The organism is Streptomyces sp. NPDC101776, from assembly GCF_044766845.1.
GTDB lineage: Bacteria > Actinomycetota > Actinomycetes > Streptomycetales > Streptomycetaceae > Streptomyces.
Window position 1 is genome coordinate 104,003 of record NZ_JBIWMV010000012.1, and the last position, 26,288, is coordinate 130,290.

The 26,288-nt window shown below is 71.5% G+C and carries 28 protein-coding genes; 14 read left to right on the forward strand and 14 right to left on the reverse strand.

Annotation, left to right across the window (positions count from 1 at the left end):
• Nucleotides 1-85: 85 nt before the first annotated feature.
• Nucleotides 86-1,078, forward strand: a complete 993-nt coding sequence (locus ACIRRY_RS31500; RefSeq protein WP_403979232.1) for a 2-hydroxyacid dehydrogenase — start codon at nucleotides 86-88, stop codon at nucleotides 1,076-1,078.
• A 28-nt stretch (nucleotides 1,079-1,106) separates the two neighbouring features.
• Here ACIRRY_RS31500 and ACIRRY_RS31505 read toward each other — a convergent pair whose 3' ends face one another.
• Nucleotides 1,107-1,988, reverse strand: coding sequence for a helix-turn-helix transcriptional regulator (locus tag ACIRRY_RS31505; protein WP_403979639.1), 882 nt, complete (start codon nucleotides 1,986-1,988; stop codon nucleotides 1,107-1,109).
• 187 nt (nucleotides 1,989-2,175) lie between these two features.
• On the opposite strand from ACIRRY_RS31505, the gene ACIRRY_RS31510 reads away from it, so the two are divergent.
• From ACIRRY_RS31510 to ACIRRY_RS31525, 4 genes are all read left to right on the forward strand, one after another.
• The gene (locus tag ACIRRY_RS31510) at nucleotides 2,176-3,093 is read left to right on the forward strand and encodes an alpha/beta hydrolase (RefSeq protein ID WP_403979234.1); all 918 of its coding nucleotides are present in this window, start codon (nucleotides 2,176-2,178) and stop codon (nucleotides 3,091-3,093) included.
• 67 nt (nucleotides 3,094-3,160) lie between these two features.
• On the forward strand, nucleotides 3,161-3,631 hold the full coding sequence (locus ACIRRY_RS31515; protein ID WP_403979237.1) for a MarR family winged helix-turn-helix transcriptional regulator: 471 nt from the start codon (nucleotides 3,161-3,163) through the stop codon (nucleotides 3,629-3,631).
• On the forward strand, nucleotides 3,628-3,786 hold the full coding sequence (locus ACIRRY_RS31520) for a hypothetical protein (RefSeq protein WP_403979240.1): 159 nt from the start codon (nucleotides 3,628-3,630) through the stop codon (nucleotides 3,784-3,786). Before ACIRRY_RS31515 ends, ACIRRY_RS31520 begins: the two co-directional genes overlap by 4 nt.
• 86 nt (nucleotides 3,787-3,872) lie before the next feature.
• Nucleotides 3,873-4,460: a cysteine hydrolase family protein gene (locus ACIRRY_RS31525; protein ID WP_403979243.1), complete on the forward strand. Its 588-nt coding sequence runs from the start codon at nucleotides 3,873-3,875 to the stop codon at nucleotides 4,458-4,460.
• Here ACIRRY_RS31525 and ACIRRY_RS31530 read toward each other — a convergent pair.
• From ACIRRY_RS31530 to ACIRRY_RS31545, 4 genes are all read right to left on the reverse strand, one after another.
• Nucleotides 4,434-5,432: an RNA polymerase sigma factor gene (locus ACIRRY_RS31530; RefSeq protein WP_403979246.1), complete on the reverse strand. Its 999-nt coding sequence runs from the start codon at nucleotides 5,430-5,432 to the stop codon at nucleotides 4,434-4,436. The genes ACIRRY_RS31525 and ACIRRY_RS31530 overlap by 27 nt on opposite strands.
• Nucleotides 5,433-5,640: 208 nt before the next feature.
• The gene (locus ACIRRY_RS31535; RefSeq protein ID WP_403979248.1) at nucleotides 5,641-7,068 is read right to left on the reverse strand and encodes a carotenoid oxygenase family protein; all 1,428 of its coding nucleotides are present in this window, start codon (nucleotides 7,066-7,068) and stop codon (nucleotides 5,641-5,643) included.
• Between the two features lie 173 nt (nucleotides 7,069-7,241).
• On the reverse strand, nucleotides 7,242-7,952 hold the full coding sequence (locus ACIRRY_RS31540) for an alpha/beta fold hydrolase (RefSeq protein WP_403979250.1): 711 nt from the start codon (nucleotides 7,950-7,952) through the stop codon (nucleotides 7,242-7,244).
• Between the two features lie 73 nt (nucleotides 7,953-8,025).
• Nucleotides 8,026-8,613 (reverse strand): hypothetical protein, encoded by a 588-nt coding sequence (locus ACIRRY_RS31545; RefSeq protein ID WP_403979252.1) that lies wholly within the window; start codon nucleotides 8,611-8,613, stop codon nucleotides 8,026-8,028.
• Between the two features lie 175 nt (nucleotides 8,614-8,788).
• Here ACIRRY_RS31545 and ACIRRY_RS31550 point away from each other — a divergent pair, with 175 nt between their 5' ends.
• Nucleotides 8,789-9,484 (forward strand): DUF998 domain-containing protein, encoded by a 696-nt coding sequence (locus tag ACIRRY_RS31550; protein ID WP_403979255.1) that lies wholly within the window; start codon nucleotides 8,789-8,791, stop codon nucleotides 9,482-9,484.
• Nucleotides 9,471-10,190, forward strand: a complete 720-nt coding sequence (locus tag ACIRRY_RS31555; protein WP_403979257.1) for a TetR/AcrR family transcriptional regulator — start codon at nucleotides 9,471-9,473, stop codon at nucleotides 10,188-10,190. Before ACIRRY_RS31550 ends, ACIRRY_RS31555 begins: the two co-directional genes overlap by 14 nt.
• On the opposite strand, the gene ACIRRY_RS31560 is transcribed toward ACIRRY_RS31555, so the two are convergent.
• Nucleotides 10,174-11,640, reverse strand: coding sequence for a WGR domain-containing protein (locus ACIRRY_RS31560; RefSeq protein ID WP_403979260.1), 1,467 nt, complete (start codon nucleotides 11,638-11,640; stop codon nucleotides 10,174-10,176). The genes ACIRRY_RS31555 and ACIRRY_RS31560 overlap by 17 nt on opposite strands.
• A 395-nt stretch (nucleotides 11,641-12,035) precedes the next feature.
• Here ACIRRY_RS31560 and ACIRRY_RS31565 point away from each other — a divergent pair, with 395 nt between their 5' ends.
• From ACIRRY_RS31565 to rpmF, 6 genes are all read left to right on the forward strand, one after another.
• Nucleotides 12,036-12,998, forward strand: coding sequence for a metal ABC transporter solute-binding protein, Zn/Mn family (locus ACIRRY_RS31565; RefSeq protein ID WP_403979262.1), 963 nt, complete (start codon nucleotides 12,036-12,038; stop codon nucleotides 12,996-12,998).
• Between the two features lie 83 nt (nucleotides 12,999-13,081).
• The gene (locus ACIRRY_RS31570) at nucleotides 13,082-13,915 is read left to right on the forward strand and encodes a metal ABC transporter ATP-binding protein (protein ID WP_403979265.1); all 834 of its coding nucleotides are present in this window, start codon (nucleotides 13,082-13,084) and stop codon (nucleotides 13,913-13,915) included.
• A complete protein-coding gene (locus ACIRRY_RS31575; RefSeq protein ID WP_403979268.1) occupies nucleotides 13,902-14,807 on the forward strand; it encodes a metal ABC transporter permease in 906 nt (301 codons plus the stop codon). Before ACIRRY_RS31570 ends, ACIRRY_RS31575 begins: the two co-directional genes overlap by 14 nt.
• Entirely contained in the window at nucleotides 14,804-15,643 is an 840-nt protein-coding gene (locus ACIRRY_RS31580; protein ID WP_403979270.1) for a metal ABC transporter permease, read from the forward strand. Before ACIRRY_RS31575 ends, ACIRRY_RS31580 begins: the two co-directional genes overlap by 4 nt.
• A complete protein-coding gene (locus tag ACIRRY_RS31585) occupies nucleotides 15,643-16,059 on the forward strand; it encodes a Fur family transcriptional regulator (protein WP_403979274.1) in 417 nt (138 codons plus the stop codon). The genes ACIRRY_RS31580 and ACIRRY_RS31585 overlap by 1 nt, the downstream gene beginning before the upstream one ends.
• 58 nt (nucleotides 16,060-16,117) lie before the next feature.
• On the forward strand, nucleotides 16,118-16,288 hold the full coding sequence (rpmF, locus tag ACIRRY_RS31590; RefSeq protein WP_328930860.1) for a 50S ribosomal protein L32: 171 nt from the start codon (nucleotides 16,118-16,120) through the stop codon (nucleotides 16,286-16,288).
• Nucleotides 16,289-16,316: 28 nt separating this feature from the next.
• On the opposite strand, the gene ACIRRY_RS31595 is transcribed toward rpmF, so the two are convergent.
• The 5 genes from ACIRRY_RS31595 to ACIRRY_RS31615 all read right to left on the reverse strand — a co-directional run bounded on the left by ACIRRY_RS31595 (nucleotide 16,317) and on the right by ACIRRY_RS31615 (nucleotide 22,773).
• Nucleotides 16,317-17,255 carry an L-tyrosine/L-tryptophan isonitrile synthase family protein gene (locus ACIRRY_RS31595; protein WP_403979277.1) on the reverse strand — a complete coding sequence of 313 codons (939 nt, stop codon included), beginning with the start codon at nucleotides 17,253-17,255 and terminating at the stop codon, nucleotides 16,317-16,319.
• A gap of 839 nt (nucleotides 17,256-18,094) precedes the next feature.
• A complete protein-coding gene (locus ACIRRY_RS31600; protein WP_403979280.1) occupies nucleotides 18,095-19,333 on the reverse strand; it encodes a cytochrome P450 in 1,239 nt (412 codons plus the stop codon).
• A 12-nt stretch (nucleotides 19,334-19,345) separates the two neighbouring features.
• The gene (gene asnB, locus ACIRRY_RS31605; RefSeq protein WP_403979283.1) at nucleotides 19,346-21,166 is read right to left on the reverse strand and encodes an asparagine synthase (glutamine-hydrolyzing); all 1,821 of its coding nucleotides are present in this window, start codon (nucleotides 21,164-21,166) and stop codon (nucleotides 19,346-19,348) included.
• Nucleotides 21,167-21,182: 16 nt separating this feature from the next.
• Nucleotides 21,183-21,347, reverse strand: coding sequence for a hypothetical protein (locus ACIRRY_RS31610; RefSeq protein WP_403979285.1), 165 nt, complete (start codon nucleotides 21,345-21,347; stop codon nucleotides 21,183-21,185).
• Nucleotides 21,348-21,363: 16 nt separating this feature from the next.
• Nucleotides 21,364-22,773, reverse strand: a complete 1,410-nt coding sequence (locus ACIRRY_RS31615; protein WP_403979287.1) for an MFS transporter — start codon at nucleotides 22,771-22,773, stop codon at nucleotides 21,364-21,366.
• A gap of 206 nt (nucleotides 22,774-22,979) precedes the next feature.
• On the opposite strand from ACIRRY_RS31615, the gene ACIRRY_RS31620 reads away from it, so the two are divergent.
• Nucleotides 22,980-23,225, forward strand: coding sequence for a heavy-metal-associated domain-containing protein (locus tag ACIRRY_RS31620; RefSeq protein ID WP_403979290.1), 246 nt, complete (start codon nucleotides 22,980-22,982; stop codon nucleotides 23,223-23,225).
• Between the two features lie 59 nt (nucleotides 23,226-23,284).
• On the opposite strand, the gene ACIRRY_RS31625 is transcribed toward ACIRRY_RS31620, so the two are convergent.
• The 3 genes from ACIRRY_RS31625 to ACIRRY_RS31635 are packed head-to-tail and all read right to left on the reverse strand — an operon-like array spanning nucleotide 23,285 to nucleotide 26,228.
• Entirely contained in the window at nucleotides 23,285-24,094 is an 810-nt protein-coding gene (locus tag ACIRRY_RS31625; RefSeq protein ID WP_403979293.1) for an ABC transporter ATP-binding protein, read from the reverse strand.
• Nucleotides 24,091-25,158, reverse strand: a complete 1,068-nt coding sequence (locus ACIRRY_RS31630; RefSeq protein ID WP_403979295.1) for a FecCD family ABC transporter permease — start codon at nucleotides 25,156-25,158, stop codon at nucleotides 24,091-24,093. The genes ACIRRY_RS31625 and ACIRRY_RS31630 overlap by 4 nt, the downstream gene beginning before the upstream one ends.
• A gap of 2 nt (nucleotides 25,159-25,160) precedes the next feature.
• Nucleotides 25,161-26,228 carry an ABC transporter substrate-binding protein gene (locus tag ACIRRY_RS31635; RefSeq protein WP_403979298.1) on the reverse strand — a complete coding sequence of 356 codons (1,068 nt, stop codon included), beginning with the start codon at nucleotides 26,226-26,228 and terminating at the stop codon, nucleotides 25,161-25,163.
• Nucleotides 26,229-26,288: the final 60 nt, after the last annotated feature.

Below are 26,288 nucleotides of genomic sequence, written 5' to 3' on the forward strand. Positions count from 1 at the left end.
ATTTGTTTCCGGTGACGGCCCCGGCTAGCGTCGATCGAATTGATCCACCTGGCCGGTAAAGCATGGCTCGTCACTGGAGAAGCAGATGGAAAAGCGTGTCCTCGTCACCCGTGGAACCCTGCCCGGCAACGGTCTGGGCCGACTGTCCGAAACGGCGGAGCCGGTGGCCTGGCCCGGCAGCGGAAAGCCCGGCCCCACCGATCTCGCCGCCCTCGCCCCCGGGGTGAGCGGTGTACTGGCCCTCGGCAACGACCCCGTGGACGCCGCCCTGATGGACGCGGCGGGCCCCTCGCTGCGGGTGATCGCGCTGGCCAGCATGGGCTTCGACAACGTCGACCGCGCTGCCGCCGCCGAGCGCGGCATCGTCGTCACCCACACGCCCCGCGTCCTCGCGGAGACCACCGCCGATCTCACCTTCGCGCTGATCCTCGCCTCCCGCCGCCGTATCGGCGCGGCCGGGGCCGGCCTCGCGGACGGCTCCTGGGGGTTGTTCCGGATGCACGACTATCTCGGCCTGGACGTCCACGGAGCCACCCTCGGCCTGGTCGGCTACGGCCAGATCGGCCGCGCGGTGGCCCGCCGGGCCCAGGGTTTCGGGATGCGCGTGATCCACCACGACCCGTACGCCCCGGACGACGACCTGTCGACCTCGGTGGGTCTGGCCGCGCTGCTGGCCGACTCCGACGTGGTGTCGCTGCACGTGCCGCTCACCGAGGAGACCCGCCATCTGATCTCGGTCCGCGAACTGGCGGCGATGAAGCCCACGGCCACCCTGGTCAGCACCTCGCGCGGCGGGGTCGTGGATGAAGAGGCCTTGTTGGACGCCGTTCGTGAAGGGCGACTGCACTCCGCCGGGCTCGATGTCTTCGAACGCGAGCCGATGGGAACGGAGTTGTCCCCGCTGGTCGCCGAGCCGAACGTGATCACCCTCCCCCACATCGGGTCGGCCACCGAGGCGACCCGGGCCGCGATGGTCGACCTGGCGGTGGACAACATACTCGACGTGCTGGCGGAACGGCCCGCTCGTACGCCGCTGCCCGGCAGTTCGGCGGTGGCGGGCGCGCCGGTCGGCCGGTGAACTGTTCGGGGCGGGGTGAGCGCGTTCCTCAACTCCCCTGCGTCTGAACCCCGGTGGGCCCGTCCGCCCACTGGAGCAGGAACCGCAGCGCCTCGGACGAGGCCGAGTCCGGTGCGGCCGTGTACGCGACGAGCAACTGCTCCGGGTGCGTGTCGACGGTGAACTGCTGGACGTCGAGGGTGAGTTCACCGGCGACCGGATGGACGTACGTCTTGGTGAGTTGCCGCGGTCCCCGCACCTGGTGCTCGGCCCACCAGGTGCGGAAGTCCGGGTCGCGGTCGGCGAGTTCACCAATCAGGGCGGTCAGCGCGAGGTCGTGCGGGGTGCGGCCCGCCTCCATGCGCAGGACGGCGACGCACTCGCGGGCGGCCCGGGGCCAGTCGGCGTACAGGGCCCGGAAGCCGGCGTCGAGGAAGGTGAGCCGGATCAGGTTGCGCTCGCCCGGGGGCAGCGCGCCGAAGTCGGTGAGGAGGGCGCCGGCCGCGCGGTTCCAGGCGAGGACGTCCATGCCCCGGTGCAGCACCATCGCGGGGACGTCGTACATGGTGTCCAGCAACTGCCGTAGCCGCGGGGCGACTTCGCGTCGTACGGGCGGCCGGGCGGAGGCTCCCGGCGCGACCTCGGCCAGCGTGAAGAGGTAGGCGCGCTCGTCCGGGGCGAGTTGGAGCGCGTCGGCCAGGGCGTCCAGGATGGCGCGGGAGCCCCTGCGGGTGCGGCCCTGTTCCAGGCGGACGATGTAGTCGACGCTCACATGCGCGAGGTGGGCCAGTTCCTCGCGGCGCAGTCCGGGGACGCGGCGCAGTCGGCCGTCGTCGGGGAAGCCCGCCCGGTGCGGGTCGCGGTCCGCGCGGCGGGCGCGCAGGAAGTCGCCCAGTTCGTTGCCGGAGGGGGGCGCGTCACGGTCTGCCATGGCCATGGCTCCAGTGTCGTCGGGGCGGCGCGCGCGTGCCTGGTACAGAACCGCATAGGCAGAGCCGTCCCTGGTGGGGCCGGGTGGGGCGGGGCGACGGTGGGGGCATGGCCGTAGACCCGGCTTTCCCTCCAGGGCACGGCCGTGGACCGGCCCCTCCCCTCACCTCCCACTGGAGTGCATCCTCATGCGTACCGACGTCACCTTTCTCAGCGCGGGCCTGAAGCTCGCCGGCCACCTCTACACCCCGGACGAGGAAACGTCAGGGGTACCGCGTCCCGCGATCGTGGTCGGGCATCCCGGCACCGGGGTGAAGGAACAGGCCTCCGGCCTGTATGCCCGTCGGCTGGCCGAGCGCGGGTTCGTCACGCTCGCCTTCGACGCCGCGTACCAGGGCGAGAGCGAGGGTGAGCCGCGCGGCCTGGAGGATCCGGGGCAGCGGGTGGAGGACCTCAAGGCCGCCGTCTCCTTCCTCGGCACCCTCGGTGAGGTCGATCCCGGCCGTATCGGGGCGCTGGGCATCTGCGCCTCCGGCGGGTACGCCCTGGCGGCGACCGCGACCGACCCGCGGATCCGGGCCGTGGGCACGGTCAGCGCCGTAGACATGTCACGGCAGTTCCGGCTCGGCGCGGACGGCGCCCAGGACCCGGCCGTCGTAGCGGGCATGCTGGCCGCCGCCTCCGCGGCCCGTACCGCGGAGGCCGGTGGTGCGGACGTCCAGCGCTTCCCGGTCTTCCCCGCCACCGAAGAGGAGGCGCGGGCGGGTGGTCCGCATGTCCACGAGGGCTGGGAGTACTACCGCACTCCGCGCGCGCGACACCCCCGCTCGGCGAAGGCGCTGACCTGGACCAGCGTGGATCGCATCGCCGCGTTCGACGCGTTCGCGTCCGTCGGTCTGATCGCGCCGCGCCCCCTGCTGCTGATCGTCGGGCGCGCCGCGGTGACGTCCTGGATGAGCGTGGAGGCGTTCCAGAAGGCTTACGGGTCAAAGGAGTTGGCGTGGATCGAGGGCGCTTCGCACGTCGATCTCTACGACAAGGACGAGTACGTCACGCCCGCCGTCGAGAAGCTGAGCGGCTTCTTCGGCGTCCACCTGGCGGTGTGATCCAGCAGACAACGGAAACTACACAAGTAACTTGGCAAAGTTGCTTGTGTAGTTTTACCGTGGATCCATGACCACGAACCCCTCACCGGAGCAGTCCGTCGCGACCGCTCAGCGGCTCAACGACGCGATCATCCGGCTGCGCGCCCGGCTGCGCACCGAGTCGGGGCAGCATGCGACCGGCCTCACTCCCACGCAGCTCAGCGTGCTGGGGGGTGTCGTACGGGAGGGACCGGTGACCGCGGCGCGGCTGGCCGCGCTGGAGCGCGTCAGCGCGCAGTCCATCGCGCAGAGCCTGGCCGTGCTCAAGGCCGCCGGGCTGGTGCACAGCGAGCCCGACGCGCGGGACGGCCGGAAGAAGCTGATGAGCGCCGACCCGTCCGCGGCCGAGCTGATCGACAAGCTGCTCAGGGGACGGGCCGCCTTCCTGGCGCGGGCCATCGACCAGTTGGTCGCGCCGGACGAGCGCGCGGACGTGGTGAGGGCCATCGAGCTGCTGGAGCGGCTCGCCGCCGCCGAGTTGAACGACGGCGGCATATGAGGACCGACACCGGCGAGGCCGCCGCCCCGGCGCGCGAGCTGGCGCGCGAGCCCTTCGCGTGGGCCTTCACGACCCCGGTCTATGTGGGCGTCGGCCTGAACCTGGTCAACAGCTCCTCGCCCTGGTCGGCGCGGGCCTCACGGTCCTGCTGCTGACCGTCCTGGACCGCCGGCTGATGGGCCGCGGCACCACGACCACCTGACCATCCCCTCAGCGACAACTCCCTCTAGGGGAAACGCACATGAGCACCCCCACGATCACCCCCGAGCGGACCGCCCTGCTGGTCATGGACTTCCAGAACGGGATCGTCCCCGCCGTCCCCGACTCCGACGCCCTCGTCGAGCGGGTCAAGGGCTCCATCGCCGACGTCCGTGCCGCCGGCGGCGCCATCGGCTACGTCCGCGTCGCCTTCACCGAGGACGACTGGGCGGCGGTCCCCGAGACCAACAAGTCCTTCAGCGCGGTCGCCGGGGCGAAGATGCTGCACCACGAGGACAGTTCCACTCAGATCGACGAGCGGCTCGCCCCCGAGGACGGCGACCTCGCCGTCCGCAAGATCCGCTACGGCTCCGGCTCGACGACCGATCTCCACGAACAGTTGGGCGAGCGCGGCATCGACACCCTGGTGCTCGCCGGGATCAGCACCAGCGGCGTGGTCCTGTCCACCGTCATGGACGCCGCCGACCGCGACTACCGGGTCTTCGTCCTGTCCGACGGTGTCGCCGACCCCGACGCCGAGACCCACCGGGTGCTGGTCGAGAAGGTGTTCCCGTCCCGGGCCCACGTCATCGACACGGCGGATCTACGAGAGCTGCTGCGCACCGTCTGACCTCGCTCCCGTCCCCGTCCCCGTCCCCGTTCCCGCTCCCGTTCCCGGGAAGGCCACCCGGAGCCTCTGCACCCGTCCGTCGCGCCGGAACATCAGCCAGGCGAGGGCGGGCGGGCAGGGGTTCGGGACGCCGGCCGGGGTGACGGCCTCCATCTCCCAGATGGCGACGTCCCGGCTGGCCACGACATGGCGCAGATGCTGGGTCACACCCTTGGTCCGGGTCTCCTGCATGGCCGGGAAGGGGTGGAGGCGTCCGCCCTCCTTGTTGAGGACGCCGACCAGTTCGGTCTCGGCCGGCCACAACTCCAGGATCTCCGGCGGCAGTTGGCCGCGCATGGCACCGTCAAGGGTGACCTCGGCCTCCTGCCGGCTGTCCTCGGTGAGCGCGGCGGCGTCGTCGTGACCGCCGGTCGCGGTCGACAGCAGCACCTTGGCCATCTTCGCCCGGGCCTGGTTGAGCCGGCTGCGCACGGTGCCGACCGGCACCTCACAGGCCTCGGCGATCTCCTGGTACGAGGTGATGCCGCTGAAGTGCCGCAGCATCAGCACCAGTTGCTGCTCCTGCGGCAGTTCCTCCACCGCGTCCCAGATCCAGTCCCGCAGCGCGTGCTGCTCGATCAGCCGCTCCGGCTGCGCGGGCTCGACGAGGTCGCCCAACTGCGCGGACTCCAGCCCGTCCAGGCCGGGGAACTCCCGGACGGCCCGCAGTCGCATCCGGGCGGCGTTCCGTACGATCGCCCGCAGCCAGGCCCCGACGGCCGCGGGTTCCCGTACGTCGCCGATCCGCCGCAGCGCGGTCAACGCGGCGTCCTGGACGGCGTCCTCGGCATCGGGACCGTAGCCGAGCAGGCTCAACGCGACCGCGCGCATGGGCGCCTGATGACGCGTCAGCAGCAGTCCCAGGGCGCCGGACTCACCGGCCTGGGCCCTGCGGGTGAGTTCCTCATCCGTGGGGCGGTCGAGGGGCACCATGAACCTCCGGGGCGTTCGATCCCGCGCTCTTCAGGTCCCACTTCTCCCACCCGACGGTGAACGCGGGACGGACCGCGCGTGTCGGGTCGAGGGGACCCTTGCCGAGGAAGGTACGCCGCCACGGCTCCTCGTGGGCCCCCTCGCCCGGATCGGTCAACCAGCCCTCGTGTCGGGCCAGTTCGGCCAGGTCGGTCAACCCACCCTCGCATCAGGCCTGTTCGGCGGGCTCGGGCAGCCAGCTCCCGTGGAAGCCGGACGGGACCGGGTACGGCAGCTCGACGACCGCCTGCACCGAGAGGTCCGAGGCGTCGAGGACGAGCAACTCCCCCGACGCGCCGTCGTCGTCCGAGACCAGCGACACGAGCCAGCCCGCGTCCTCGTCGGTACCGTCCTTCGCCGGTACGAAGACGGCCTCGCCGGAGTAGCGGCTACCGGGCGTCTTGTGGACGTCACCGGTCTGACGCGTGAGGTCGTGCTTGGCGATGCCGTCGCCGTTGACCGTGTAGAGGTAGCGGTTCTGGCGCCCGGTGAGGGTCTCGTTGTGGTTGGGGAACTCCGCCTCGCGGTCGTCCAGTTGGGTCCCGGTGACCCGGTCGGCCACCGGGTCCAGGGTCCACCGGTACAGGACGGAGGGGGCCTGGGTGTGCCCGGGCTCCCGCACCCCGACCGGACCGCTGGGCACACTCGGGACGCCCGGCACGCTCTGACCTGTGGGTCCGCCGATGTCGCCCCAGACCTTCCGGAAGCCGGCGTCGTCGTAGCGCACCGCGTCCAGCACCACACGCCCCTGCGCGTCCTCATGGGCGTTGCCCACATGGAAGACGTAGCAGGGATCGACGTCGAACCAGCGCACGTCGGTGGAACCGTGCTCGCGGGACATGATCCCGATCCGCGCGCCGTACGCCTCGGCCCACCGGTACGGCATCCCGCCGCGCCCGGCCAGCACGGGGTCGAAGACGACGGGCAGGTCCAGCCACACGATGTGGTGCTCGGTGATGGCGAAGTCGTGCATCATCGTCGGCCCCGGCACATCGATCGGCCGGCTGTCGAGCAGCACACCGTCCGGGGTGACCCGGTGGTAGGTGAGGTACGGCGGCGCGAACCCGGTCCCGAACAGGTGCAGTTCACCGGTGACCGGGTCTTCCTTGGGGTGCGCGGTCATCGCGGTGGTCAGCTTCCCGCCGAAGTCGTAGGGCCCTTCGGTCTCCAGCTCCGGCGTGACCCAGTAGGGAAGGCCCACTTCGCACAGGGCGAGCACGGTGTCGGCGTGCCGGATCACATGGGTGTTGGCGGGCGTGGCGGCCAGGTCGATGGTGCCGTCCTCGCGGACGAAGGGGTGGCCCTCCAACTCCCTTGTACGGACCCACCTGTTGCGGTACCACTCGGCACGGCCGCCGCGCAGCCGGATGCCGTGGAGCATGCCGGGGCCGGTGAACCAGTGCCCGCGGTCCTCGCCGGGCAGCGGGTTGGGGCCGTTGCGCAGATAGCGGCCGTCCAGGTCGGGCGGGAGGGTGCCCCGGACGGTGAGTTCGGCGGCGGTGTGCTCCTCGGGGACCGGCGCGAAGCGACCCTGGAGGTAGAGGGGGACAGTGGATTCGTTCTCGTACTGGTTCTCGTTCCGGTTCTCGTTCGTCATGCCGCTTTCCGGGTGAAGTGGGGTGAGGGGTACGGGAGTTGGCTGCGGTGGCGGACGCCTGTGCGAGGGGGGGTGCGCCGGGTCCGCCGCCGCGGTGGTGGCGGCCGTGCCGAGCGCCGCGGCCGTCACGACTGCCGGCGAAGAGGACTCAGAGGCTCACTGACTCAAAGGGCTCAAGTGAGGGGCCCCGAGGCCGCCTTCGCGATGAACGCGGCGACCTCGGCGGGCTTGGACACGTACACGGCGTGACTGCCGGCGACCTCGGTCACCGTCGACCCGGCCCGCCCGGCCATGACGCGCTGGGCGGGCGGCGGGATCATGTGGTCGTCGGTGGCGACGAGGTAGAAGCTCGGCCTGGTCTGCCAGGCGGCCTCGGTGACCGCGCCCGCCAACGCGTCCACGCCCCAAGGCACTTGGGAGTCGGCGAGGAACTGGGCGTCGGCGGCGGGCAGATCACCGGCGAAGGACGCGGCGAACTTCTCCCGGTCCAGGAAGAGGAACCCGTCGACGGGCGGCAGGATCGGCGGCACGGGTGCGCCGGGCGGCGGGTCGGCGATGAGGGTGTTCACGGACTCGCCCTTGTCGGGCGCGAACGCCGCGACGTACACGAGCGCCGACACCTTCTCGTGGGTGCCGACCTCGGAGATCACCGCGCCGCCGTAGGAGTGTCCGACGAGTACGGTCGGGCCGTCCTGGGCGTCGAGGACCCGTTCGGTCGTGGCGACGTCGCCCTCCAGGGACAGGGTGGGGTTCTGGACGACGCTCACGTGGTAGCCGTCGGCGCGGAGCGCGTCGTAGACGCCCCGCCAGCCCGATCCGTCGACGAATCCGCCGTGTACGAGAACGATGTTCTTCGCTGCGCCTGCTTCCGGTGTGGTGCTCACGATGCGCCAACTCCTTTGTGGGGTGCGTGATGTGGTGCCGGTTCGCGGGGTGCCGATGGGTGAGGTGTCGCCGTTACGGGACGGCCCGCACCGGCGGCTGGGCCTGCGCCAGGGCCATGAGCCGGGCCTGGACCCGGGCGGGGTAGATCTTCGTGAAGACCGCGGGGGCGACGAGCCCGACGACATGGGCGGTGATGCCCACCCACGCCGGGGCGTCCACCGCGCCCGCGACGGCCAGGCTGACGGCGATGAAGGTGAAGCCGGCTCCCCAGGCGCTGGTGATGTAGTTGTTGACCTGGAGGAACCCCGGGGTGTCCCAGTACTCGCGGGGGGCCTGCCGCTTGGCGATCCCCAGCGTGAAGGGGCTCCGGACCAGCAGACTCCCCCATGCGGTGGCGGCCAGCCAGACGAACGAGATGACGTCGGTGTGGTCGGCCAGCGAGGAGTCCGGCCGGGCGACGGAGACGGCGCCGAGCATGACGAAGTACACGAGGGTGCTGATCTCCAGGACCAGCGCGTCGAAGCCGACCCCGCGGCGACGGTCGTTCAGCATCATCAGCAGCCCCGTGACGAGACCGCCGATCGCGCCCCAGCGCCAGTCGAAGGACGAGAGGACGCCGGCGACGATCCAGGGGGCGAATCCGGGCAGATAAGCCAACATTGATTGTTCCTCGGTGCAGTGGAGTGGACGCCGACTAGATGCGCGGCGGCCCCCGAAGTTCGAACCTCGCGATGTGACGCCCGTCACTCCACCGTCGGCGGCTAACCGGATAGATCTATCCACTTAATGTAGGGTGGCGCGCATCGCCTGTCGAGAGAAGCCGTGAGGAGTGGTGATGGACGTTTCGGGGTCGCGCGAGAACCGGCTTCCGCTGGGAGCCGCCGCCCTGGTGCTGAACGCGGTGCAGTGGGTGGTGTCCGAGGCGGTCGCCGCGGGCGCCTGGACCAGCCCGCCGTACAGCTATGCCACGAACTACATCAGCGACCTGGGCGTGCCGGACTGCGGCACGACATTCCAGGACCGCGTCATCTGCTCGCCGGATCACGCGCTGACGAACACGTCGTTCATCGTCCAGGGCATCCTGTTCGCGGCCGGCGTGGTGCTGCTCGCGGTGCCCCTGCTCACGGGCCGCGCGCGCCGGATCGTCATCGCCCTCGCGGGTGCGCACGCGGTGGGCTTCCTGCTGGTCGGCCTGTTCCACGACTCCGGGAGCGGCCCGGGCTACAGCCTGGGGCTGCATGTCGGGGGCACGGCGGTCGCCATCCTGTGCGCGAACACGGTCGTGATCATGGCGGGCTCGCTGCGGAGTCACCAACTGCCGCGCGCGTACCGCGTGTTCAGCGTCGCGGTCGGTGTCCTGGGCCTGCTGAGCGAGGCATTCGTGGGGGCCTCGACGAGCACGGCCGGGATCTTCGAGCGGGGCGGTGTCTACTCATGGCTGCTGTGGAGCGTCGTGACGGGGGTGTCGCTCCTGGTCGGGCAGGCTCGCCGTACCGCCGGGGCGAGGATGCCGGAGAATGTCCCGGCGTGAGCCCGGACACCCAACACCAACGCCCGCTGCGAGCGGACGCGGAGCGGAACCGCCGCCTGATCATGACGACGGCCGACCGTCTGTTCGCCCGGGGGGGGCCACGGTCCCCCTCAACGAGATCGCCCGCGAGGCGGGCATCGGCGTCGGCACGGTCTACCGCCGCTTCCCGGACCTCCAGTCACTGGTGGACGCCCTGTTCACGGAACGCTTCACGGTGTTCCTGCACCTGGCGGCCAAGGCAGCGGAACTGCCGGACCCGGCCCGGGCGCTACGGCACTACCTGCTGGCGGCGGCGCAGTGGCGGGCCGAGGACCGGGCCCTGGAGGTCATCCTGGCCAACGCGAGCGTCGACACGGGACCGGTCGCCCGGACCCGTGATCAACTCGGCCGCCTCGTGGACGGCCTCGCGGAACGGGCGGTGGCGGCGGGCGCGGTCCGCGAGGACTTCGCCAGCGCCGACGTGTACGCCTTCCTGTACATGATCGGCGCCGTCGCCGACCGCACGAACGAGGTGGCACCGGGCGCCTGGCGCCGGTACGCGGAGGTGCTGATGGTGGGGTTCGGGCTGGCGGGGCCGGCGGCGGAGGGTACGTCGGCGCTGACGGACGAGCAGTTGCTGGGGAGTTGCCGAAGCCTTTGGGAGAGCAGGGGTAGCGGGCGGGACGGGGGGACCGAGGGCTGGTCACCGGTCACACCAGCCGCCTGATCTCCCCCCGCACCCGGTAGAAGCCTGCCGAGGAGGAGTGCAGCGCGTCGACCACATAGCGGGCGCCGGGCTCGCGTATCGCGCGTGGGAACTGGACGTTCCAACCCGACTCGTAGCCGTCCGAGACCACGTGCACGCGCACTCGGCCTCCTCGCTCGAAGCACTCCACGACGACTCCGCTCCCGGGTGCGGGAACGGCGCTGACCGTGGCGACGGACGCGGCGGTGGTCAGTGGTGCGTACGTCGGCAGGGCGGCGGCCAGCTTGATGTCCGCGGCGACCGGGACCGTGCCCGACTGCGCGGCGTTGATCGCGGCCTCGCTCGCGTCGACGCAGGCGAGGGAGCCGTCCGTGGAGACGATGTACAGCCGCTCGTCGTGGTACTGCATGGACAGCGCCGAGCCGCCACCCGTGCCGAGCTTCCACAGCCGGGTGCCGTCGGCGGTGAAGCAGTAGACGGAGGACGCCGAGTCGCCCGCGAAGACGTACCGTCCGCCGGGGGACGTGGCGCACGAGTACACGGCGGCGTCGCACTGGTAGGAGGCCTCGATCGCCCCGGTGGACTTCGCGAGCCGCTGGACGACCCGCCGGCCCGTACCGGCGTAGACCGCGTTCTGCTCCTGCCAGCCGAAGAGCACGTTGCCGGTGGTCGCGGTGTGCCAGAGCTGGCGGGTGCCGTCCGCCGCGTAGGCCGTCACGCCCTGGCTGTGTCCGTGGTAGACGGCGTGGTCGTCGGCGCGCACCATCCAGGCGTTGTCCCCGGACGAGTTGCGCGACCACTGGAGCTCGTCCTCGTGGTCGATGACCGTCAGACCGCCGTTGCGGTCGGAGACGTTCAGCACGCCCGCGTGGATGTCCAGCCAGAAGATGTCGACCTCGGCGGCGATGTCGTAGGCCGCGAACGGCACCTTCGAGGAGAGGTCGTAGACCCGGCCGTCGTCACAGCCCGCGTAGATCCAGAAGTCGTCCGCCACCAGGCACTTGACGCCGTCGGGCAGGGAGTAGTGCGCCAGCACCTCGCCGTCGTGGCTCAGGTTGTAGACGTTGCCGTGCTGGTTGCCGACCCAGCAGCGGTCCTCGTCGACATGGATGCCGAACGCCGAGGCTCCGGTACGGAACCGCCACAGCACCGGGGCGGTCGCCCGTGCCGTCGACGGGGCGGACGTCACCTGACGGCGGGTCACGGCGCGGGCCGCCCGCTGCCCTTGAACGGCGGGCGCGTACCCCTTGCGCACCTTCTCGGCTATCTTCTTCGCCGCCGCGGTCTTCGCCTTCTCGTCGGTCGGGAAGGTGGTGATCTGGCGCTGCCCGTCCACTCCGATCCGCCCGTACCGCACGGAGACGGTGGTCCCCTCGACAGTCACCTCGTAGAACTTGTGCGCACCGCCGCTCTCCTGCGAGAGCTCCAGATACGTCGTGTTCCCCGACTGTCGTGCCTGCGCAGCGGACACAGCGCACCCCTCCCCAAAGACCCGGTCGGCCACTACGGCCGATCTCCAGTGACTCCAAACTAGTGGTCACCACTGACATCGAGGTCCCGGGCGGGATTCGAGGCGCTCCAAGGGGATCCGCGGGGAGACCTTCGGCTGGACCGCGCCGTTCCGAACGTGGACATCGAAGGCGACTCACTGCCGCCACGCGGCACGAACACGCAGGCAACTCCTCCGCCCGCACCCGCCCCGCCCAAGCCGAGCCGAACAAGCCGAGCCAAGAATCGGTAATGATTGTCATTATTGGGCGCCACCCCATGGTGGTGAAAATCGTTTCCATCTACGGTCGGAGGTGTTCCGTTCCACGGGGCCCCGCCCACATGTGAGGTCCCCAGCCCGTCAAGGAGAACCCCGTCGTGCGCACTGCCGGCACCTCCATATCCCGCCCCGCACGCCTCGCCGTCGGGGGCTCGGTCGCCCTCGTGGTGCTGGCCGCCGTCAGCGGCTGCTCCACCGCCTCCTCCGACGACACCGCGAACGCCGGGTCGACGACGGCGGGCAAGACCATCAAGGTCGTGGCGGCGGAGAACTTCTGGGGCAGCATCGCCGCCCAACTCGGCGGCACCCACGCACAGGTCAAGAGCATCATCAACAACCCGAACGCCGACCCGCACGACTACGAACCGACCGCGGCGGACGGCCGGTTGGTGGCCGGCGCGCAGTACACGATCGTCAACGGCATCGGCTACGACGCCTGGGCGGACAAGCTGCTGTCCGCCAACCCCGAGAGCGGCCGTACCGATCTCAAGGTCGGCGACCTGGTGGGCATCAAGCCCGGCGGCAACCCGCACCGCTGGTACTCGCCCGACAACGTCCACCAGGTCATCGAGAAGATCACCGCCGACTACAAGAAGCTGGACCCGGCCGACGCCGCCTATTTCGACGCGCGGAAGTCGACCTTCGAGACCAAGACCCTCGCGCCGTACGACAAGTTGATCGCCGACATCAAGGCCGAGTACGCCAACACCCCTATCGGCGCCTCGGAGTCCATCGTGACCCCGCTCGCCGAAGGGCTCGGCCTGAAGATGCTCACGCCCGAGTCCTTCCTGGACGCCATCAGCGAGGGCACCGACCCGACGGCCAAGGACAAGCAGACGATCGACCGGCAGATCAGCCAGAAGCTGATCAAGGTGTACGTCTACAACAGCCAGAACGCCACCCCGGACGTCCAGGCCCAGGTGAAGGCGGCCAAGGCCGAGGGCATCCCCGTCGCCACGGTGACCGAGACCCTCACTCCGGCCGGGGCCTCCTTCCAGGCTTGGCAGGTACGGCAGTTGGAGGGCATCGAGAAGGCCCTGGGGCAGGCGACGGGCAGGTGAGCACGGTGAATCCGGCTACCCGGGCAGGGGACTTGGTCCGGCACCGGTTCCCTGGACAAGCGGCCGAACCGCGCTCCCCGGTCGTGTCGCTGCGCGGCGCCGCCGTGCGCGTCGGCGGCCGCACCTTGTGGTCCGGTGTCCAACTGGAGGTCGGCGCCGGGGAGTTCGTGGCCGTCCTCGGTCCCAACGGGGTCGGCAAGTCGACCCTGGTCAAGGTGCTGCTCGGCATCCTGCCCCCGGCCGCCGGCGAGGTCGCCGTACTGGGCGAGGCGCCCGGCCGGGTGGGCCACCGCATCGGCTATCTGCCGCAGCGCCGCAGCTTCGACGCGAGCCTGCGCATCCGTGGCACCGACATCGTGCGACTGGGCCTGGACGGCGACCGCTGGGGCGTACCGCTGCCGGTGCCCGCCCGGTTCAGCGCCCGGCGCCGGGCCGCCCGGGACCGGATCGCCGAGGTCGTCGAGCTGGTCGGCGCGAGCGCGTACGCGCACCGGCCGATCGGCGAGTGCTCCGGCGGTGAGCAGCAGCGGCTGCTGATCGCGCAGGCGCTGGTCCGCGGTCCCGAACTGCTGCTGCTGGACGAGCCGTTGGACAGTCTCGACCTGTCGCACCAGAGCGCGGTCGCCGCGCTGATCGGGCGGATCTGCCGGGAGGCCGGCGTGAGTGTGGTCATGGTCGCGCACGACGTCAACCCGATCCTGCCGTGGCTGGACCGGGTGGTGTACATCGCCGAGGGCGGTGCGGTCGCGGGCCGTCCGCAGGAGGTGATCACCACCGAGACGCTGACCCGGCTGTACGGCGTACCGGTGGAGGTGCTGCGCACCGGCGACGGGCGGCTGGTGGTCGTCGGCCAACCCGAGGCGCCCGCCCGCCACACCGACCGGCACGTTGGGGGAGGCGGCCGTGAACTGGGCTGACGCGAGCGCCGGTTGGTCGTGGAACCCGGTGACCGACCTCCAGCAGATCTGGGCGTTCCCGTTCATGGTCAACGCCTTCCGAGCCGGTACGGTCGTGGCCGTACTGGCCGCCGTGATGGGCTGGTTCATGGTGCTGCGCCGGCAGAGCTTCGCCGGACACACGCTGGCCCTGGTCAGCTTTCCCGGCGCGGCCTGCGCGACGCTGCTGGGCATCGGCGCGGGCTTCGGCTACTTCGCGTTCTGCGTCGGCGGCGCCCTGGTGATCGCCGCCATCCCCCGTGCCGGACAGGGCGGCAGCGGCCAGGAGTCGGCGCTCACCGGCACGGTCCAGGCGTTCCTGCTGGCCTGCGGATTCCTCTTCGTCGCCCTCTACAAAGGGTTCCTCGGCGGGGTCAACTCCCTGTTGTTCGGAAGCTTCTTGGGCATCACCACCGTCCAGGTGACCGTGCTGACGGTCGTCGCGGCCCTCGCGCTCGGCGTGCTGGCGGTCATCGGGCGGCCACTGCTGTTCGCCTCCGTCGACGAGAACGTCGCCTCCGGACGCGGGGTGCCGGTGCGGGCCCTGTCCGTGGTCTTCCTCGTCCTCCTCGGGACGGCGACCGCGGAGGCCAGCCAGATCACCGGCACGCTGCTGGTGTTCGCCCTGCTGGTGATGCCGGCGGCGGCCGCGCAACAGCTCACCGCGCGGCCCGCGTTGAGCCTGGCGCTGTCGGTGCTCATCGCACTCGCGGTGACCTGGACCGGGCTGATCACCGCCTACTACTCGCCGTACCCGATCGGTTTCTACGTGACGACCTTCGCGTTCGCCGTCCATGTCCTGGCCCTCGCGACCCGCACCCTCAACTCGGCCGTGGGCAGGCACCGTTTGGCGGAAGCGGGTGCTGTCGTATGAGCGCCTTCACGCACCCGTACTTCGTGCACGCGCTGCTGGCCGGTACCGCGATCGCCCTGGCGGCCGGCCTGGTGGGGCACTTCCTGGTGCTGCGCGCCCAGGTGTTCACCGGCGACGCGCTCAGCCATGTCGCGTTCACCGGGGCGCTCGCGGCTCTCGCGCTCGGCTACGACCTGCGGCTGGGGCTGTTCGCGACCACCGTGCTGTTCGCGGTGCTGCTCGGCACGCTGGGCCGCCGAGGTCGCAGCGACGACGTCGCCATCGGCAGCGTCTTCTCCTGGATCCTGGGCCTGGGCGTCTTCTTCCTCACCCTCTACACCACCTCCCGCAACACGGGGAACGGCACCGCCGGGGTCACCGTCCTCTTCGGCTCGATCTTCGGACTCTCCGGCGGGCAGGCGGAGTTGGCGGCCGTCGTCGCGGGTGTCATCTCTCTCGCCGTGCTCGCGATCGCCCGTCCGCTGCTGTTCGCCTCCGTCGACGAGGCGGTGGCGGCGGCCCGTCGGGTGCCCGTACGGCTGCTCGGCCTCGGCTTCCTGATCCTGGTCGGCGCCTGCGCGGCCGAGGCGGCCCAGGCGGTCGGCTCGCTGCTGCTGCTCGGTCTGCTCGCCGCTCCCGCCGGAGCCGCGGCGCGCCTCACCGACCGGCCCTACCACTGCCTCGCCCTGTCCGCGGGACTCGCGGTGGCGGAGATGTGGGCGGGCCTCGCCCTGAGCTACTACGTTCCCCAACTGCCGCCCAGTTTCGCCATCATGGCCGTCGCCACGGCCGTCTACGCGGTCGCGATCGGCGCCGTACGGCGACCCAGCGCCCGCGTCCACCTCGCGGAGGCGTGATGGACGCACCGGCCGACGACCTGGACCTCATCGGCCGCCGCACCGCCCAACGCGCGAGTGTCGTACGGGCGTTGATCGACCGCGGCGGCTTCGTGGGCGCCCGCGCCCTGCACGACGAACTTCGGATCCAAGGGGCGAGGGTGGGCCTCAACACCGTGTACCGCACCCTGGCCGCCCTCGTGGACGCCGGTCGCGCCGACGTCGTACGCGACCGGGGTGGTGAACGGCTGTTCCGGCACCGGCCGTTCCCCGGGCATCGGCACTATCTGCTGTGCCGTGTCTGCGGGTTGAGCATGCCGGTCGACTCCGAGGCGGTCGAAGCCTGGGCCGGGCGGGTGGCCGACGCGTCCGGTTTCGCGGAGGTCGAGCACACCGTCGAGCTCAGTGGTCTGTGTCCGCAATGCAGGGCAAGTTAGTAATGGTATCCATTTTCATATAGCGTTTCCCGTGACCCGTCCGAGCAGGAGGAATCTCATGGCCGTTCCCAAGCGGAAGATGTCCCGCAGTAACACCCGCCACCGTCGCGCCCAGTGGAAGGCGGCCACGCCGGCGCTCGTGCCGATCACGATCGACGGCGTCCCGTACCTGGTGCCGCAGCGGCTGGCGAAGGCGTACGAGCGCGGGCTGCTGCGGCCCGAGGGCTGACAACTCCGCACGCCTGCCGCCCACATGGTCAGACCTGCTCGAAGTGGCTCGGTCTGCCGTCGCGCTCGATCACTCGGCCGCACCGCGCCGCCCTGTCCCTGGGCATGAGCGTCCAGGTCCCGTCCTTGCGGCGCAGGGCCGCCGAGTGCCACGGCGTGGTCCAGGCATCGGGCGCGTCGAGGAGACGGATGCCGAACTTGGGTGCGCCGACGGGCTGGGGGTGGATGGACAGGCGTACGGCGTGGGGGTGGTGGTCGGCGACGAGGTCGCCCCAGGCGCGGCTGCGCTGGATGACGCCGTACGCCCGTTGCCGGCAGGCGCGTTGCAGCGCCGAGCGGGTGCCCCGGTGGTCGGCGGTGTCCTCGACGAGGAAACGGGTGATCCCCCGGTACAGCGCCAACGCTTCGTCGTCGGTGCGGATTTCGGCCCGCAGGGCGTCGAGGGTGGGTGCGTATCGCTCGTGGACGTGGACGCGTTTCGTGTCGTGCGGCAGGTCGCCCAGGACGTCGCGCAGGTCGAAGACGGACAGTCTCTCCAGGCCCGACTCGCCTATGAGCGTGCGGAGTTCGTCGGCATAGGCGTCGATGTGCGCGTCGGGGACGCCGATGAGGTCGCCGAAGACGTGGCCGTCGGAGCAGATGACCATGCAGGCGCCCGGTGGGTGGACGCGCTCGATCTCCGTGCACAGGGTGTTCAGGAAGGTGAGGGAGAGGCGTTCGCCCATGTCGGGGAGGTGGCCGAGGACTTTGGCCGGGTTCGGGGACTTGCAGGGGAAGCCTGGCAGGGTGAAGGCGATCGGGGCGTCCGCACGGACGAACTCGGCGATCTGGCCCAGTTGTTGGGGGAACGCCTCGGCGTAGGTGCGGGCGTGGCTGTGGTCGGTCGTGCGGTGGTGCGGCAGGAGCAGGTTGAGGATCGCGGCGCCGGTGCGCGTGGGGAGCGTGTCCGGTGTGGTCGTCGACGGCATGGTGTTCCTCCGGGGGGCGTGCGGGCATGACGACGTGGCGGCATGGCGCCGAGGCGAGGCGTGGCCGGGCGCGGTGTGTAGGTGGGGCGGCGTGTAGGTGGGGCGGCGTGTTGGTGTGCCGGTGGGGCGGTGGGGCAATGTGTCCGTGAGGCGGTGTGCCAGTGGGGCGCTGTGCCGGTGGGGCGGTGGGGCGGTGGGGCGGTGGGGCGGTGGGGCGGCATGTCCGTGAGGCGGCGTGCCGGTGGGGCGGCATCTCCGTGAGGCGGTGTGCCAGTGGGGCGCTGTGCCGGTGGGGCGGTGGGGCGGTGGGGCGGCATGTCCGTGAGGCGGCGTGCCGGTGGGGCCGTGTGTCCGTGGGGCGGGTCAGGCGGAGCCGGGGCGGGCGTGCTCACCCGCCCCGGTCATCCGGGGGCTTGGGTGGTTCGGGGGCTTGGGTCACCCGGGAGGCCTGGATCACCCGGGGGCTTGGGTCACCTGGGGCCTGAGGCAATCGGGGTCTGGATCACCCGAGGGCCCGAGTCACCCTGGGGCCTGGATCATCCGAGGGCCCGAGTCACCCGAAGAGCCTGGGCCACCCGAGGGCCCGGGTGACCCCGAGGACCGGATCACGCGAGGATCTGGATCACCCGGGTCACCCGGAGGATCCGGGTCACGCGGAGGGCCCGGGTCACCGAGGGCCTGGATCACCGAGGGCCCAGGTCACCCCCAGAACCCGAATCACCCAAGACCCCGGGGCACCCGAGGCCCCAGGTCACCTTGAGGGCTTGTAGACCCTGGCGCCTGGGTCGCCCGGCGGCCCGGGTCGTCCTGGGGCCCCGGATCATCACCCAGGGCGCTGGTCAGAGGCGGCGGTCGTAGCCGACCGGGAGACGGTTCGTGCCGCGGCCCAGGACGGCCGGGATCCATTCGATGTCCTCGTCCGCGATGGCCAGTTGGAGGCCGGGGAGGCGGGCGAGGAGGGTGCCGAGGGCGGTCTGGAGTTCGGTGCGGGCGAGGGCGGCGCCGGGGCAGAAGTGGATGCCGTGGCCGAAGGCCAGGTGGGGGTTCGGGGAGCGGTCGAGGTCGAGGGTGTCGGGGTCCGGGAAGCGGCGCGGGTCGCGGTTGGCCGCGCACAGGGAGACGATCACCGAGTCGCCGGCCGGGACCTCGGTGCCGTGCAGGTCGCTGTCCTGGTCGAAGAAGCGCCAGGTCGTCAGCTCGAAGGCGCTGTCGTAGCGCAGGAGTTCCTCGACCGCGCGGGGCAGGAGCGTCGGGTCGTCGCGCAGGCGGGTCAGCTGGGCCGGGTTGCGGAACAGGGCGATCAGCGCGGTCGTGATCTGGTTGGTGACCGGTTCCTGGCCGGCGACCAGGAGCTGGAAGATCATCGAGTCCAGTTCCTCCTGGGACAGTTCACGGCGGTCGCGGGCCACGACGAGGCGGCTGAGCAGGTCGTCCTCTCCGTGTGCGTGCTTGTGGGCGACAACCTCGGCGATGTAGTTCTGCAGGCCGTGCAGGCGGGCTTCGTACCGCGGCCGTCCGGGGTCCGTGGGGCCGACCGGCTGGACGACCTTGCCCCAGTCGCGGTCGAAGCGGGCAGCCAACTCCCTTGGCAGACCGATGACTTCGGCGAGGACCTGGAAGGGGAAGCGGGCGGCGAAGCCCGACACGAGGTCGACGGGGCCGGACGGGGGCAGGTCGTCGACCAGCGCGTCCGCCAACTCCTGGAAACGCGCGCGGAGTTCCTCGATGCGGCGGGGCGTGAACGCGTCGGTCACGAAGCGCCGCATGCGGGTGTGCTTCGGCGGGTCCTGGTGGAGCAGATGGACCTGGAGCTGGGAGTGCTGCGGCTCCGGCATGATCGAGGCGCGGGACCGCCAACTGTCGTTGCCGCGCTCGTGGTTCTTGCCGAGACGGTCGTCGTTCAGGGCGGAGTGGGCGGCGTCGTAGCCGGTGACGAGCCACGCGCGGACGCCGCTGGGGAAGAGGACGCGGTGGACCGGGCCCGCGTCGCGCATCGCGTCGTAGAGGGGATACGGGTCGGCCTTGTAGGGGCAGCCCATCAGCGGTACGGGCTCGGCCAGGGGCTCTTGGACGGTCATGAACGAGGCTCCTCAGAGGGCGAGTTCGGGCTGGTGGTGGTCGAGCCAGAGGGCGAGGTCGACGACGCGCTCCAGGCGTAGCCGGTGGCCCCACTCCAACCGGTCCGGTGGGGTGTCCAGATGCGGCTTGAGGCGGGTCTCGTCGGCCAGGGCGCGGACCTGTTCGGTGGCCAGGGCGTCGCGGGCCAGGTTCTGCAATCCGCGGTTGTAGTCGGGGTGGTGGGTGGCCGGGTAGTGGTTCTTGGGGCGCCACAGGACGGACTCCGGCGCCAGACCGGCACCCGTCGCACGCAGCAGGCTCTTCTCCCTGCCGTCGTGACTCTTCAGCGCCCAGGGGGTGTTGAAGGCGTACTCGACGAGCCGGTGGTCGCAGTACGGGACCCTGACCTCCAGCCCCTGCGCCATGCTCAACCGGTCCTTGCGGTGCAGGAGTTGGCGCAGCCAGCGGGTCAGGGAGACGTGCTGCATCTCGCGTTGCCGGTGTTCGGCGGGGGTTTCGTCGTCCAGGTGCGGTACGGCGGCCAGCGCGTCGCGGTAGGTGTCGGCGCGGAACTCGCCGATGCACAGGTCGAGTTCGGGGTTGAGCGGCATCGCGGCCTCGTCGCCCGTCACCAGGAGCCAGGGGAAGGTGGTGGCGGCGAGTGCCCTCGGGTCGTGGAACCAGGGGTAGCCGCCGAAGACCTCGTCCGCCGCCTCGCCGGACAGGGCGACGGTCGAGTGCCGTCGTATCTCTCCGAAGAGGAGGTACAGCGAGGTGTCCATGTCGCCGACGCCGATCGGCGAGTCGCGGGCCACGACGACCGCCTTGCGGTGCTCGGGGTCGAGCAGGGCGAGCGGGTCGAGGACGACGGTGCTGTGGTCGGTGCCGATGAAGGCGCCGGCCTCGGTGGCGAACGGGGTGTCGTGGCCGGTGCGCAGCACGTCGCCCGTGAACCGTGCCGCCTGGTCGCTGTAGTCGACGGCGTACGAGCGGATGCGGGCGTCCGGGCCCTCGCGCAGGCGGAGTTCGGCGGCGAGCAGGGCGGTCAGGACGGTGGAGTCGAGGCCGCCGGAGAGCAGGCTGCACAGCGGGACGTCGGCTTCGAGCTGGCTGCGGGCTGCCGCCCCGACCAGCTCACGGATGCGCTCGACGGTCGTGTCCCGGTCGTCGCCGTGGACCCCGGCCTCCAACTGCCAGTAGCGGCGCTCTCGGACGCCGTCCCGGTCCAGGACGAGCAGGCCGCCGGGTTCGACCTCGCGTACGCCGGACCACACGGTCGGTCCGGTGTTGAAGAGCAGGCTGTACGCCTCCCGGAGGCCGTCGGCGTCCACGCGGGGCCGTATCTCCGGGTGCACGAACAGGGCCTTGGGCTCTGACGCGAAGGCGAGGCCGCCGTCAACCGCCGCCCAGTACAGGGGTTTTACGCCGAGCCGGTCGCGGACCAGCAGCAGGCGCTGCTCGCGTTCGTCCCAGACGGCGAAGGCGAACATGCCGTCCAGGTGGTCGGCCACCGCCTCGCCCCACTCGGCGTAGGCGCGCAGCACCACTTCGGTGTCGCTGCGCGTGCGGAACTCGTGGCCCAACTTCCGCAGCTCCGACCGGAGTTGGTGATGGTTGTAGACCTCGCCGCTGTAGCTGAGGACCGTGTCGGACCGCCGGTCGGTCATCGGCTGTACGCCGCCCACGAGGTCGATGACGGACAGCCGGCGGTGACCGATCGCGGCGCGCTCGCCGAGCCACACACCTCCGGTGTCGGGGCCGCGCGGGGTGAGGGCGGCGGTCATGGCCTCGATGACCGGGGCCCGAGTTCGGGCGTCGTGATGGAAGGACACCCAGCCGGTAATTCCGCACATGAGTCGAACTCCTGGGTCAGTGGTGGGCGGCGGGCGCCGCGTGGGTCGTCTTCTCGGGCTTGTCGGGCACGGGCGTGGATCTCCCGCCGGCCGGGGCGAGCGGGAGTAGGGCGAGACAGGCGGCCGGGGCGTGCCCCACACGCGCCTCGACGGCCAACGCCCGGGCGGTGATTGCGCACACGAGTCCAACTCCTGGGTCAGTGGTGGGCCGCGGGCGTCGCATCGGTCGTCCTCTCCGGTCTGTCGGGCACCGGCGCGGACCTTCCGCCGGACAGGGCCAGCAGGGGCACGGCGAGACACGCGGCCGTGGCCGCAAGGGCCAGCCCCGCCCGTGCTCCGCCCGCCAACGCCCAGGCCGTGGTGGCCAGGGCAGGGCCGAGGGTGAAGCCCAGGCTGCGGGCGAGTTGGACCGTCGAACCGACCGTCGCCGTCCGGTCGGGTGGGGCGGCGCCCATGACCAGGGACTGGGTCGGACCGCCGTAGAGCCCCATGCCGATGCCCCCGAGGGCCAGCCGCCAGGCCACCTCCGGCGTCGACCAGCCGGTGCCGAGCGGGACGAGCAGGAGGAGGCCCGCGGCGGTGAGCGCGGCGCCGGTGACCGCGACCGGCCAGGCGCCCCAGCGGTCGGCGAACCGTCCGCCGAACGGGCCCGCCAGGCCCATGCCGAGCGGGAAGGCGAGCACGGTCAGGCCGGTTGCGGTGGCGCTCAGGCCGTCGTCGCGCTGGAGGTGCAGGGCGACGACGTAGTGCAGGGCGGCGAAGCCGGCCGCGAGGGCAAGTACCGCCCCGTGGGCCGGTAACAGTCCCGTTGTGCGGAGTACGCCGGTCACCGGACGTCCGCCGGGACCGCGCAGCCACCACCACAGCGGCGGTACGGCGGCCAGGGCGAGGAGCGACCAGGCCGGGGCGTCGGCCGCCAGGGTGAGCGCCAGCAGCAGGGCCGCGACGCCGGTGGCCACCAGCAGCGCGTCGGACATGGACCGGCGATCGGGCGCGCGCAGCCCGCCGTCCCTCGGCATCGCCTTCCACGCGACGGCCAGCGCCAGCACACAGAACGGGATCTTGACCAGGAAGACGGCCCGCCAGCCCAGTTGGTCGAGCAGCAGCCCGCCCACCGCCGGTCCGGTGACCGCGCCGAGCGGGCCCAGCGTCGCGGGCACACTCATCGCCCGCGCCCTGGACTCCGGTCGTACGGAACGGATCGCGAGCACCGGCATCAGGACGAACAGCACCGCCCCGAACGCGCCCTGCGCCATACGGGCCGCGATCAGCCAGGCCGCCCAGGGAGCGACGGCGGCGAGGGCGCTGCACAGGCCGAACCCTGCGGCCGACATCAGCACCGCCGCGCGCGGCCCCACGCCGTCCAGCCAGCGGCCGACCGGCAACAGCAGCGCCACGACGGGGAGTTGATAGCCCAGCACGGCCCACTGGGCGGTCGCGGCGGAGACGTGCAGTCCGTCGGCGATGTCCGCCAGGGCCACATTGACGATGTTCATGTCGAGCATCGCGATGAACGACAGCACCCCCGCCACCGCCACCAGCAGCCAGCGGTCCTCCTGTACGGCTGTGCGGCCGGGCTGTTCCGGACCGGGACTCCGATGCGTCATCTCTGCGCGCCTCCCCTCGCGGGTGGGCTGCCGGACAGCAGCCTCGTCCCACAAGTCGGGGGAAAACAGGGGTGAGTTCCCGGGCTTCGGCCGGCAAAACAGTGAGCGATGTCCGGGCCGAAGGAGGGAACTCAGCGCCCCGCTCGACCGACTACTGAGGCGATCCCCGGGACGACAACCGGCCCTCAGGACAACAGGAGTTCCCCATGGTTCAGAAGCAGCCGGCTCAGAAGAAGTCGGCTCAGAAGCACTACACCGTCACCGGCATGACCTGCGAGCACTGCGCGGCGAGCGTCAGGGAAGAGGTGTCCGAGGTGGCGGGCGTGAGCGAGGTCGTGGTCGACGTCGCCGCCAACTCCGTGACCGTGCACGGCGCGGACCTCGACGACGCGCGGCTGCGCGCGGCCATCGTCGAGGCCGGGTACGCCGTAGCCGACCCGGTCGCCGCCTGACCGAGCCGGGACGGGCAGGAGGACGGCACCACCCCCGTCGTCCTCCTGCCCGTCCCGGCTCACACGCCGGTCTCCACCGCCTCGGTCAACTCCCCCTCGGCGGGCGCCCGATGGTCGAAGGCGATCAACGGGTCGCCGGTCAGTGGATGGTCGATCACCGCCGCCCGTACGCCGAACACCTCCGCCATCAACTCCGGCGTGAGCACCTCGCGCGGCGGCCCGGACGCCACCACCGCTCCCTGGTGCAGCACATGCAGCCGGTCGCAGACCGACGCGGCGGCGTTGAGGTCGTGCAGCGACACCAGGGTGGTACGGCGCCGGACGCGCAACAGGGCGAGCAGTTCCACCTGGTGGCGGATGTCGAGGTGGTTGGTCGGCTCGTCCAGGACCAGGACGTCCGGGTCCTGCGCGAACGCCCGCGCCAGCAGGACGCGTTGGCGTTCTCCGCCGGACAGGGCCGTGAAACGGCGTCCGGCGTGACCGGCCATGCCGACGTCGGCGAGGGCGCGGGCGACGATGTCCCGGTCGGTGGCGTCCTCGCCCGCGAAGGCCCGCTTGTAGGGGGTGCGCCCCATGGCGACGACCTCGCGCACGCTCAACTCGAAGTCGCTCCCCCGCTCCTGTGGCAGAGCGGCCACATGCCGGGCCGATCGCGCCGGGGTCAGCTCCCGCAGATCGGTGCCGGCCAGCAACACCCGTCCGGCGGTGGGTCGTAGGTGCCGGTAGACGGTGCGCAGGAGCGTGGACTTGCCACTGCCGTTCGGGCCGACCAGGCCGGTGATCTCGCCCTCGGCCGCCATCAGGTGGGCGCCCGCCACGACCGTACGTCCGGCGTACGCGACGCACAGATCCTCGATGTCGATCCTCAACTGTCGCTCCCCAGACGCCGATCGAGCAGATACAGCAGGGCCGGAGCCCCGAGCAGCGAGGTCACCACGCCGACCGGCAGCTCCTGGGTGTCCATCGCCGTACGGCAGACGATGTCGACCACCACCAGCAGCACGGCGCCGAACAGCGCGGAGAGCGGCAGCAGTCGGCGGTGGTCGCCGCCGACGACCAGGCGGCAGACGTGCGGCACCATCAGCGCGACGAACGCGATCGCGCCGGACACAGCCACCAGGACGCCGGTCAACACGCTCGTCACGGTGAACAGTTCGCGCCGCAACCGGGTGACGTCGACGCCGAGTCCGGCCGCGGTCTCGTCGCCCATGAGGAGGGCGTTCAGGCCGCGGGCGCGGGCCTGGAGACACAGCCAGGCGGCCGGTACGGCGACGGCGGGCACGGCGAGCAGGGGCCAACTCGCCCCGCCGAGGCTGCCCATGAGCCAGAACAGCACACTGTGGGTCTGCTGCTCGTCCCCTGCCTGAAGGACGAGGTAGCTGGTGAAGCCGGACAGGAACTGGCCGATCGCGACCCCCGCAAGGACCAGCCGCAGCGGGGCGAAGCCGCCTCCCCGGCGGGCGATCGCCCAGACGAGCGCGAAGGTGGCGAGGGCTCCCACGAACGCCGCGCCGGACAGGCCGAGTCCGAGCGCGCCGCCCGCCCCGAGGCCGAGCACGATCGCCGCGACCGCGCCGAGCGAGGCGCCGTTGGAGATGCCCAGCAGATACGGGTCGGCGAGCGGATTGCGCACCAGCGCCTGCACGGCCGTACCGACGAGACCGAGCCCGGCGCCGACCAGGGCCGCCAACAGGGCGCGCGGGAGCCGGAGTTGCCACACGATCAGGTCGTTCGTGCCGGGACGCGGTGCCTCGCCGGAGAGGCGTCGCCACACCACGCCCCACACCTCGCCGGGCGGGATGGATGTCGAGCCCCGGGCGACGGCGGCGGTGAGTGCCGCGAGCAGAGCCACGGCGAGGACGGCGGCCAGCGGGCCGGCGCGCAGGCCGCGTGTCTCCGGATGCGCCGCGCGCCGTACCGGCAAGGAGGCCACGGTCAGCCGACCTTGCCCGGGTAGAGGGTCTTGGCGATCTCCTCGACCGTGTCGGCGTTCTCGACCCCGGCGATGGTGGTCGGCTCGGAGCCGATGCGCAGGAAGTGGCCCTCCTTCACTGCCGTGAGGCCCTTGGTCGCCGCGTTGGACGTCAGCCACTTCTCGGCCTCGTCGAACGCCTTCTCGTTGGCCGCGTCGCTCCCCCGGTCGCGGACCGCGAGCTGGATCCAGTCCGGGTTCTTGGCGATCACGTCCTCCCAGCCGACCTGCTTGTAGTCGGCGTCGCAGTCGGCGAAGACGTTGCGGGCACCGGCCAGGGTGATCACCGCGTTGGCGACCTGGCGGTTGCAGACGACGGTGGGCTGCTTGGTGCCGGAGTCGTAGTCGAGGAAGAAGTAGGTCGGGCGGTCGGTCTCCGGCGTACTCCCCACCGCCTTCTGGACCTTGGCCACCTTCGTCTTCATCCCGTCGACGAGTTCCTTCGCCTTGGTGCTCGTGCCGGTGACCGCGCCGAGGGAGGTGATGTCGGCCTCGACGGCCGACAGGTCCGTCACCGCGCTCTCGCTCTGGGCCGCGCAGGCGGTCGACTTCAGGTAGATGTGGCTGATCCCGGCCGCCTTGAACTCCTCGGCGGTCGGCGCGTCGCCCATGCCGTTGCCCATGCCGCCCATCGACGCGAACGTGTCGATGTACAGGTCGGCGCCCGACCCGAGCAGCTTCTCCTTGGGGATCACGCTCTGGCTGAGCACCTTCACCCGCTGCGCCCGCGCGTCGAGCACGCCGGGCAACGTGCCCTTGCCGGGCGGGAATCCGGTGCCGATCACTTTGCCGCCGGCGCCGAGCCGGAACAGCAGTTCCAGGCTGGAGGCGTTGCTGGTGACGATCTTCTTCGGGGCGGCGGAGAAGGTGGTCCCGGCGCCCGCGCAGTCGGTGACGGACACCGGATAGCCACCCGAGGCGGCCTTCCCGGCGCTCACCTCGGCCGTCCCCTTCGCTCCGTCACCGCAGCCCGCCGCCAGCAGACCGCCGAGCACGACGGCCGCCGTACCGCCCCACACACGAGAACGCATAGCAAGTCTCCAGGTTTCACTCGGTACGTGGGCGACCGTCCGTCACCCGGTCCAGTAGTC

Bases quoted from the DNA above. Each gene is read 5' to 3' on its own strand.
- ACIRRY_RS31600 (WP_403979280.1), bottom strand. From the start codon at position 19,333: ATGACCGTCCAAGAGCCCCTGGCCGAGCCCGTACCGCTGATGGGCTGC.
- ACIRRY_RS31505 (WP_403979639.1), bottom strand. From the start codon at position 1,988: ATGGCAGACCGTGACGCGCCCCCCTCCGGCAACGAACTGGGCGACTTC.
- ACIRRY_RS31545 (WP_403979252.1), bottom strand. From the start codon at position 8,613: ATGTTGGCTTATCTGCCCGGATTCGCCCCCTGGATCGTCGCCGGCGTC.
- ACIRRY_RS31515 (WP_403979237.1), top strand. From the start codon at position 3,161: ATGACCACGAACCCCTCACCGGAGCAGTCCGTCGCGACCGCTCAGCGG.
- ACIRRY_RS31530 (WP_403979246.1), bottom strand. From the start codon at position 5,432: ATGGTGCCCCTCGACCGCCCCACGGATGAGGAACTCACCCGCAGGGCC.
- ACIRRY_RS31510 (WP_403979234.1), top strand. From the start codon at position 2,176: ATGCGTACCGACGTCACCTTTCTCAGCGCGGGCCTGAAGCTCGCCGGC.
- ACIRRY_RS31580 (WP_403979270.1), top strand. From the start codon at position 14,804: ATGAGCGCCTTCACGCACCCGTACTTCGTGCACGCGCTGCTGGCCGGT.
- ACIRRY_RS31585 (WP_403979274.1), top strand. From the start codon at position 15,643: ATGGACGCACCGGCCGACGACCTGGACCTCATCGGCCGCCGCACCGCC.
- ACIRRY_RS31535 (WP_403979248.1), bottom strand. From the start codon at position 7,068: ATGACGAACGAGAACCGGAACGAGAACCAGTACGAGAACGAATCCACT.
- rpmF (WP_328930860.1), top strand. From the start codon at position 16,118: ATGGCCGTTCCCAAGCGGAAGATGTCCCGCAGTAACACCCGCCACCGT.
- ACIRRY_RS31525 (WP_403979243.1), top strand. From the start codon at position 3,873: ATGAGCACCCCCACGATCACCCCCGAGCGGACCGCCCTGCTGGTCATG.
- asnB (WP_403979283.1), bottom strand. From the start codon at position 21,166: ATGTGCGGAATTACCGGCTGGGTGTCCTTCCATCACGACGCCCGAACT.
- ACIRRY_RS31620 (WP_403979290.1), top strand. From the start codon at position 22,980: ATGGTTCAGAAGCAGCCGGCTCAGAAGAAGTCGGCTCAGAAGCACTAC.
- ACIRRY_RS31555 (WP_403979257.1), top strand. From the start codon at position 9,471: ATGTCCCGGCGTGAGCCCGGACACCCAACACCAACGCCCGCTGCGAGC.
- ACIRRY_RS31595 (WP_403979277.1), bottom strand. From the start codon at position 17,255: ATGCCGTCGACGACCACACCGGACACGCTCCCCACGCGCACCGGCGCC.
- ACIRRY_RS31550 (WP_403979255.1), top strand. From the start codon at position 8,789: ATGGACGTTTCGGGGTCGCGCGAGAACCGGCTTCCGCTGGGAGCCGCC.
- ACIRRY_RS31635 (WP_403979298.1), bottom strand. From the start codon at position 26,228: ATGCGTTCTCGTGTGTGGGGCGGTACGGCGGCCGTCGTGCTCGGCGGT.
- ACIRRY_RS31520 (WP_403979240.1), top strand. From the start codon at position 3,628: ATGAGGACCGACACCGGCGAGGCCGCCGCCCCGGCGCGCGAGCTGGCG.
- ACIRRY_RS31500 (WP_403979232.1), top strand. From the start codon at position 86: ATGGAAAAGCGTGTCCTCGTCACCCGTGGAACCCTGCCCGGCAACGGT.
- ACIRRY_RS31615 (WP_403979287.1), bottom strand. From the start codon at position 22,773: ATGACGCATCGGAGTCCCGGTCCGGAACAGCCCGGCCGCACAGCCGTA.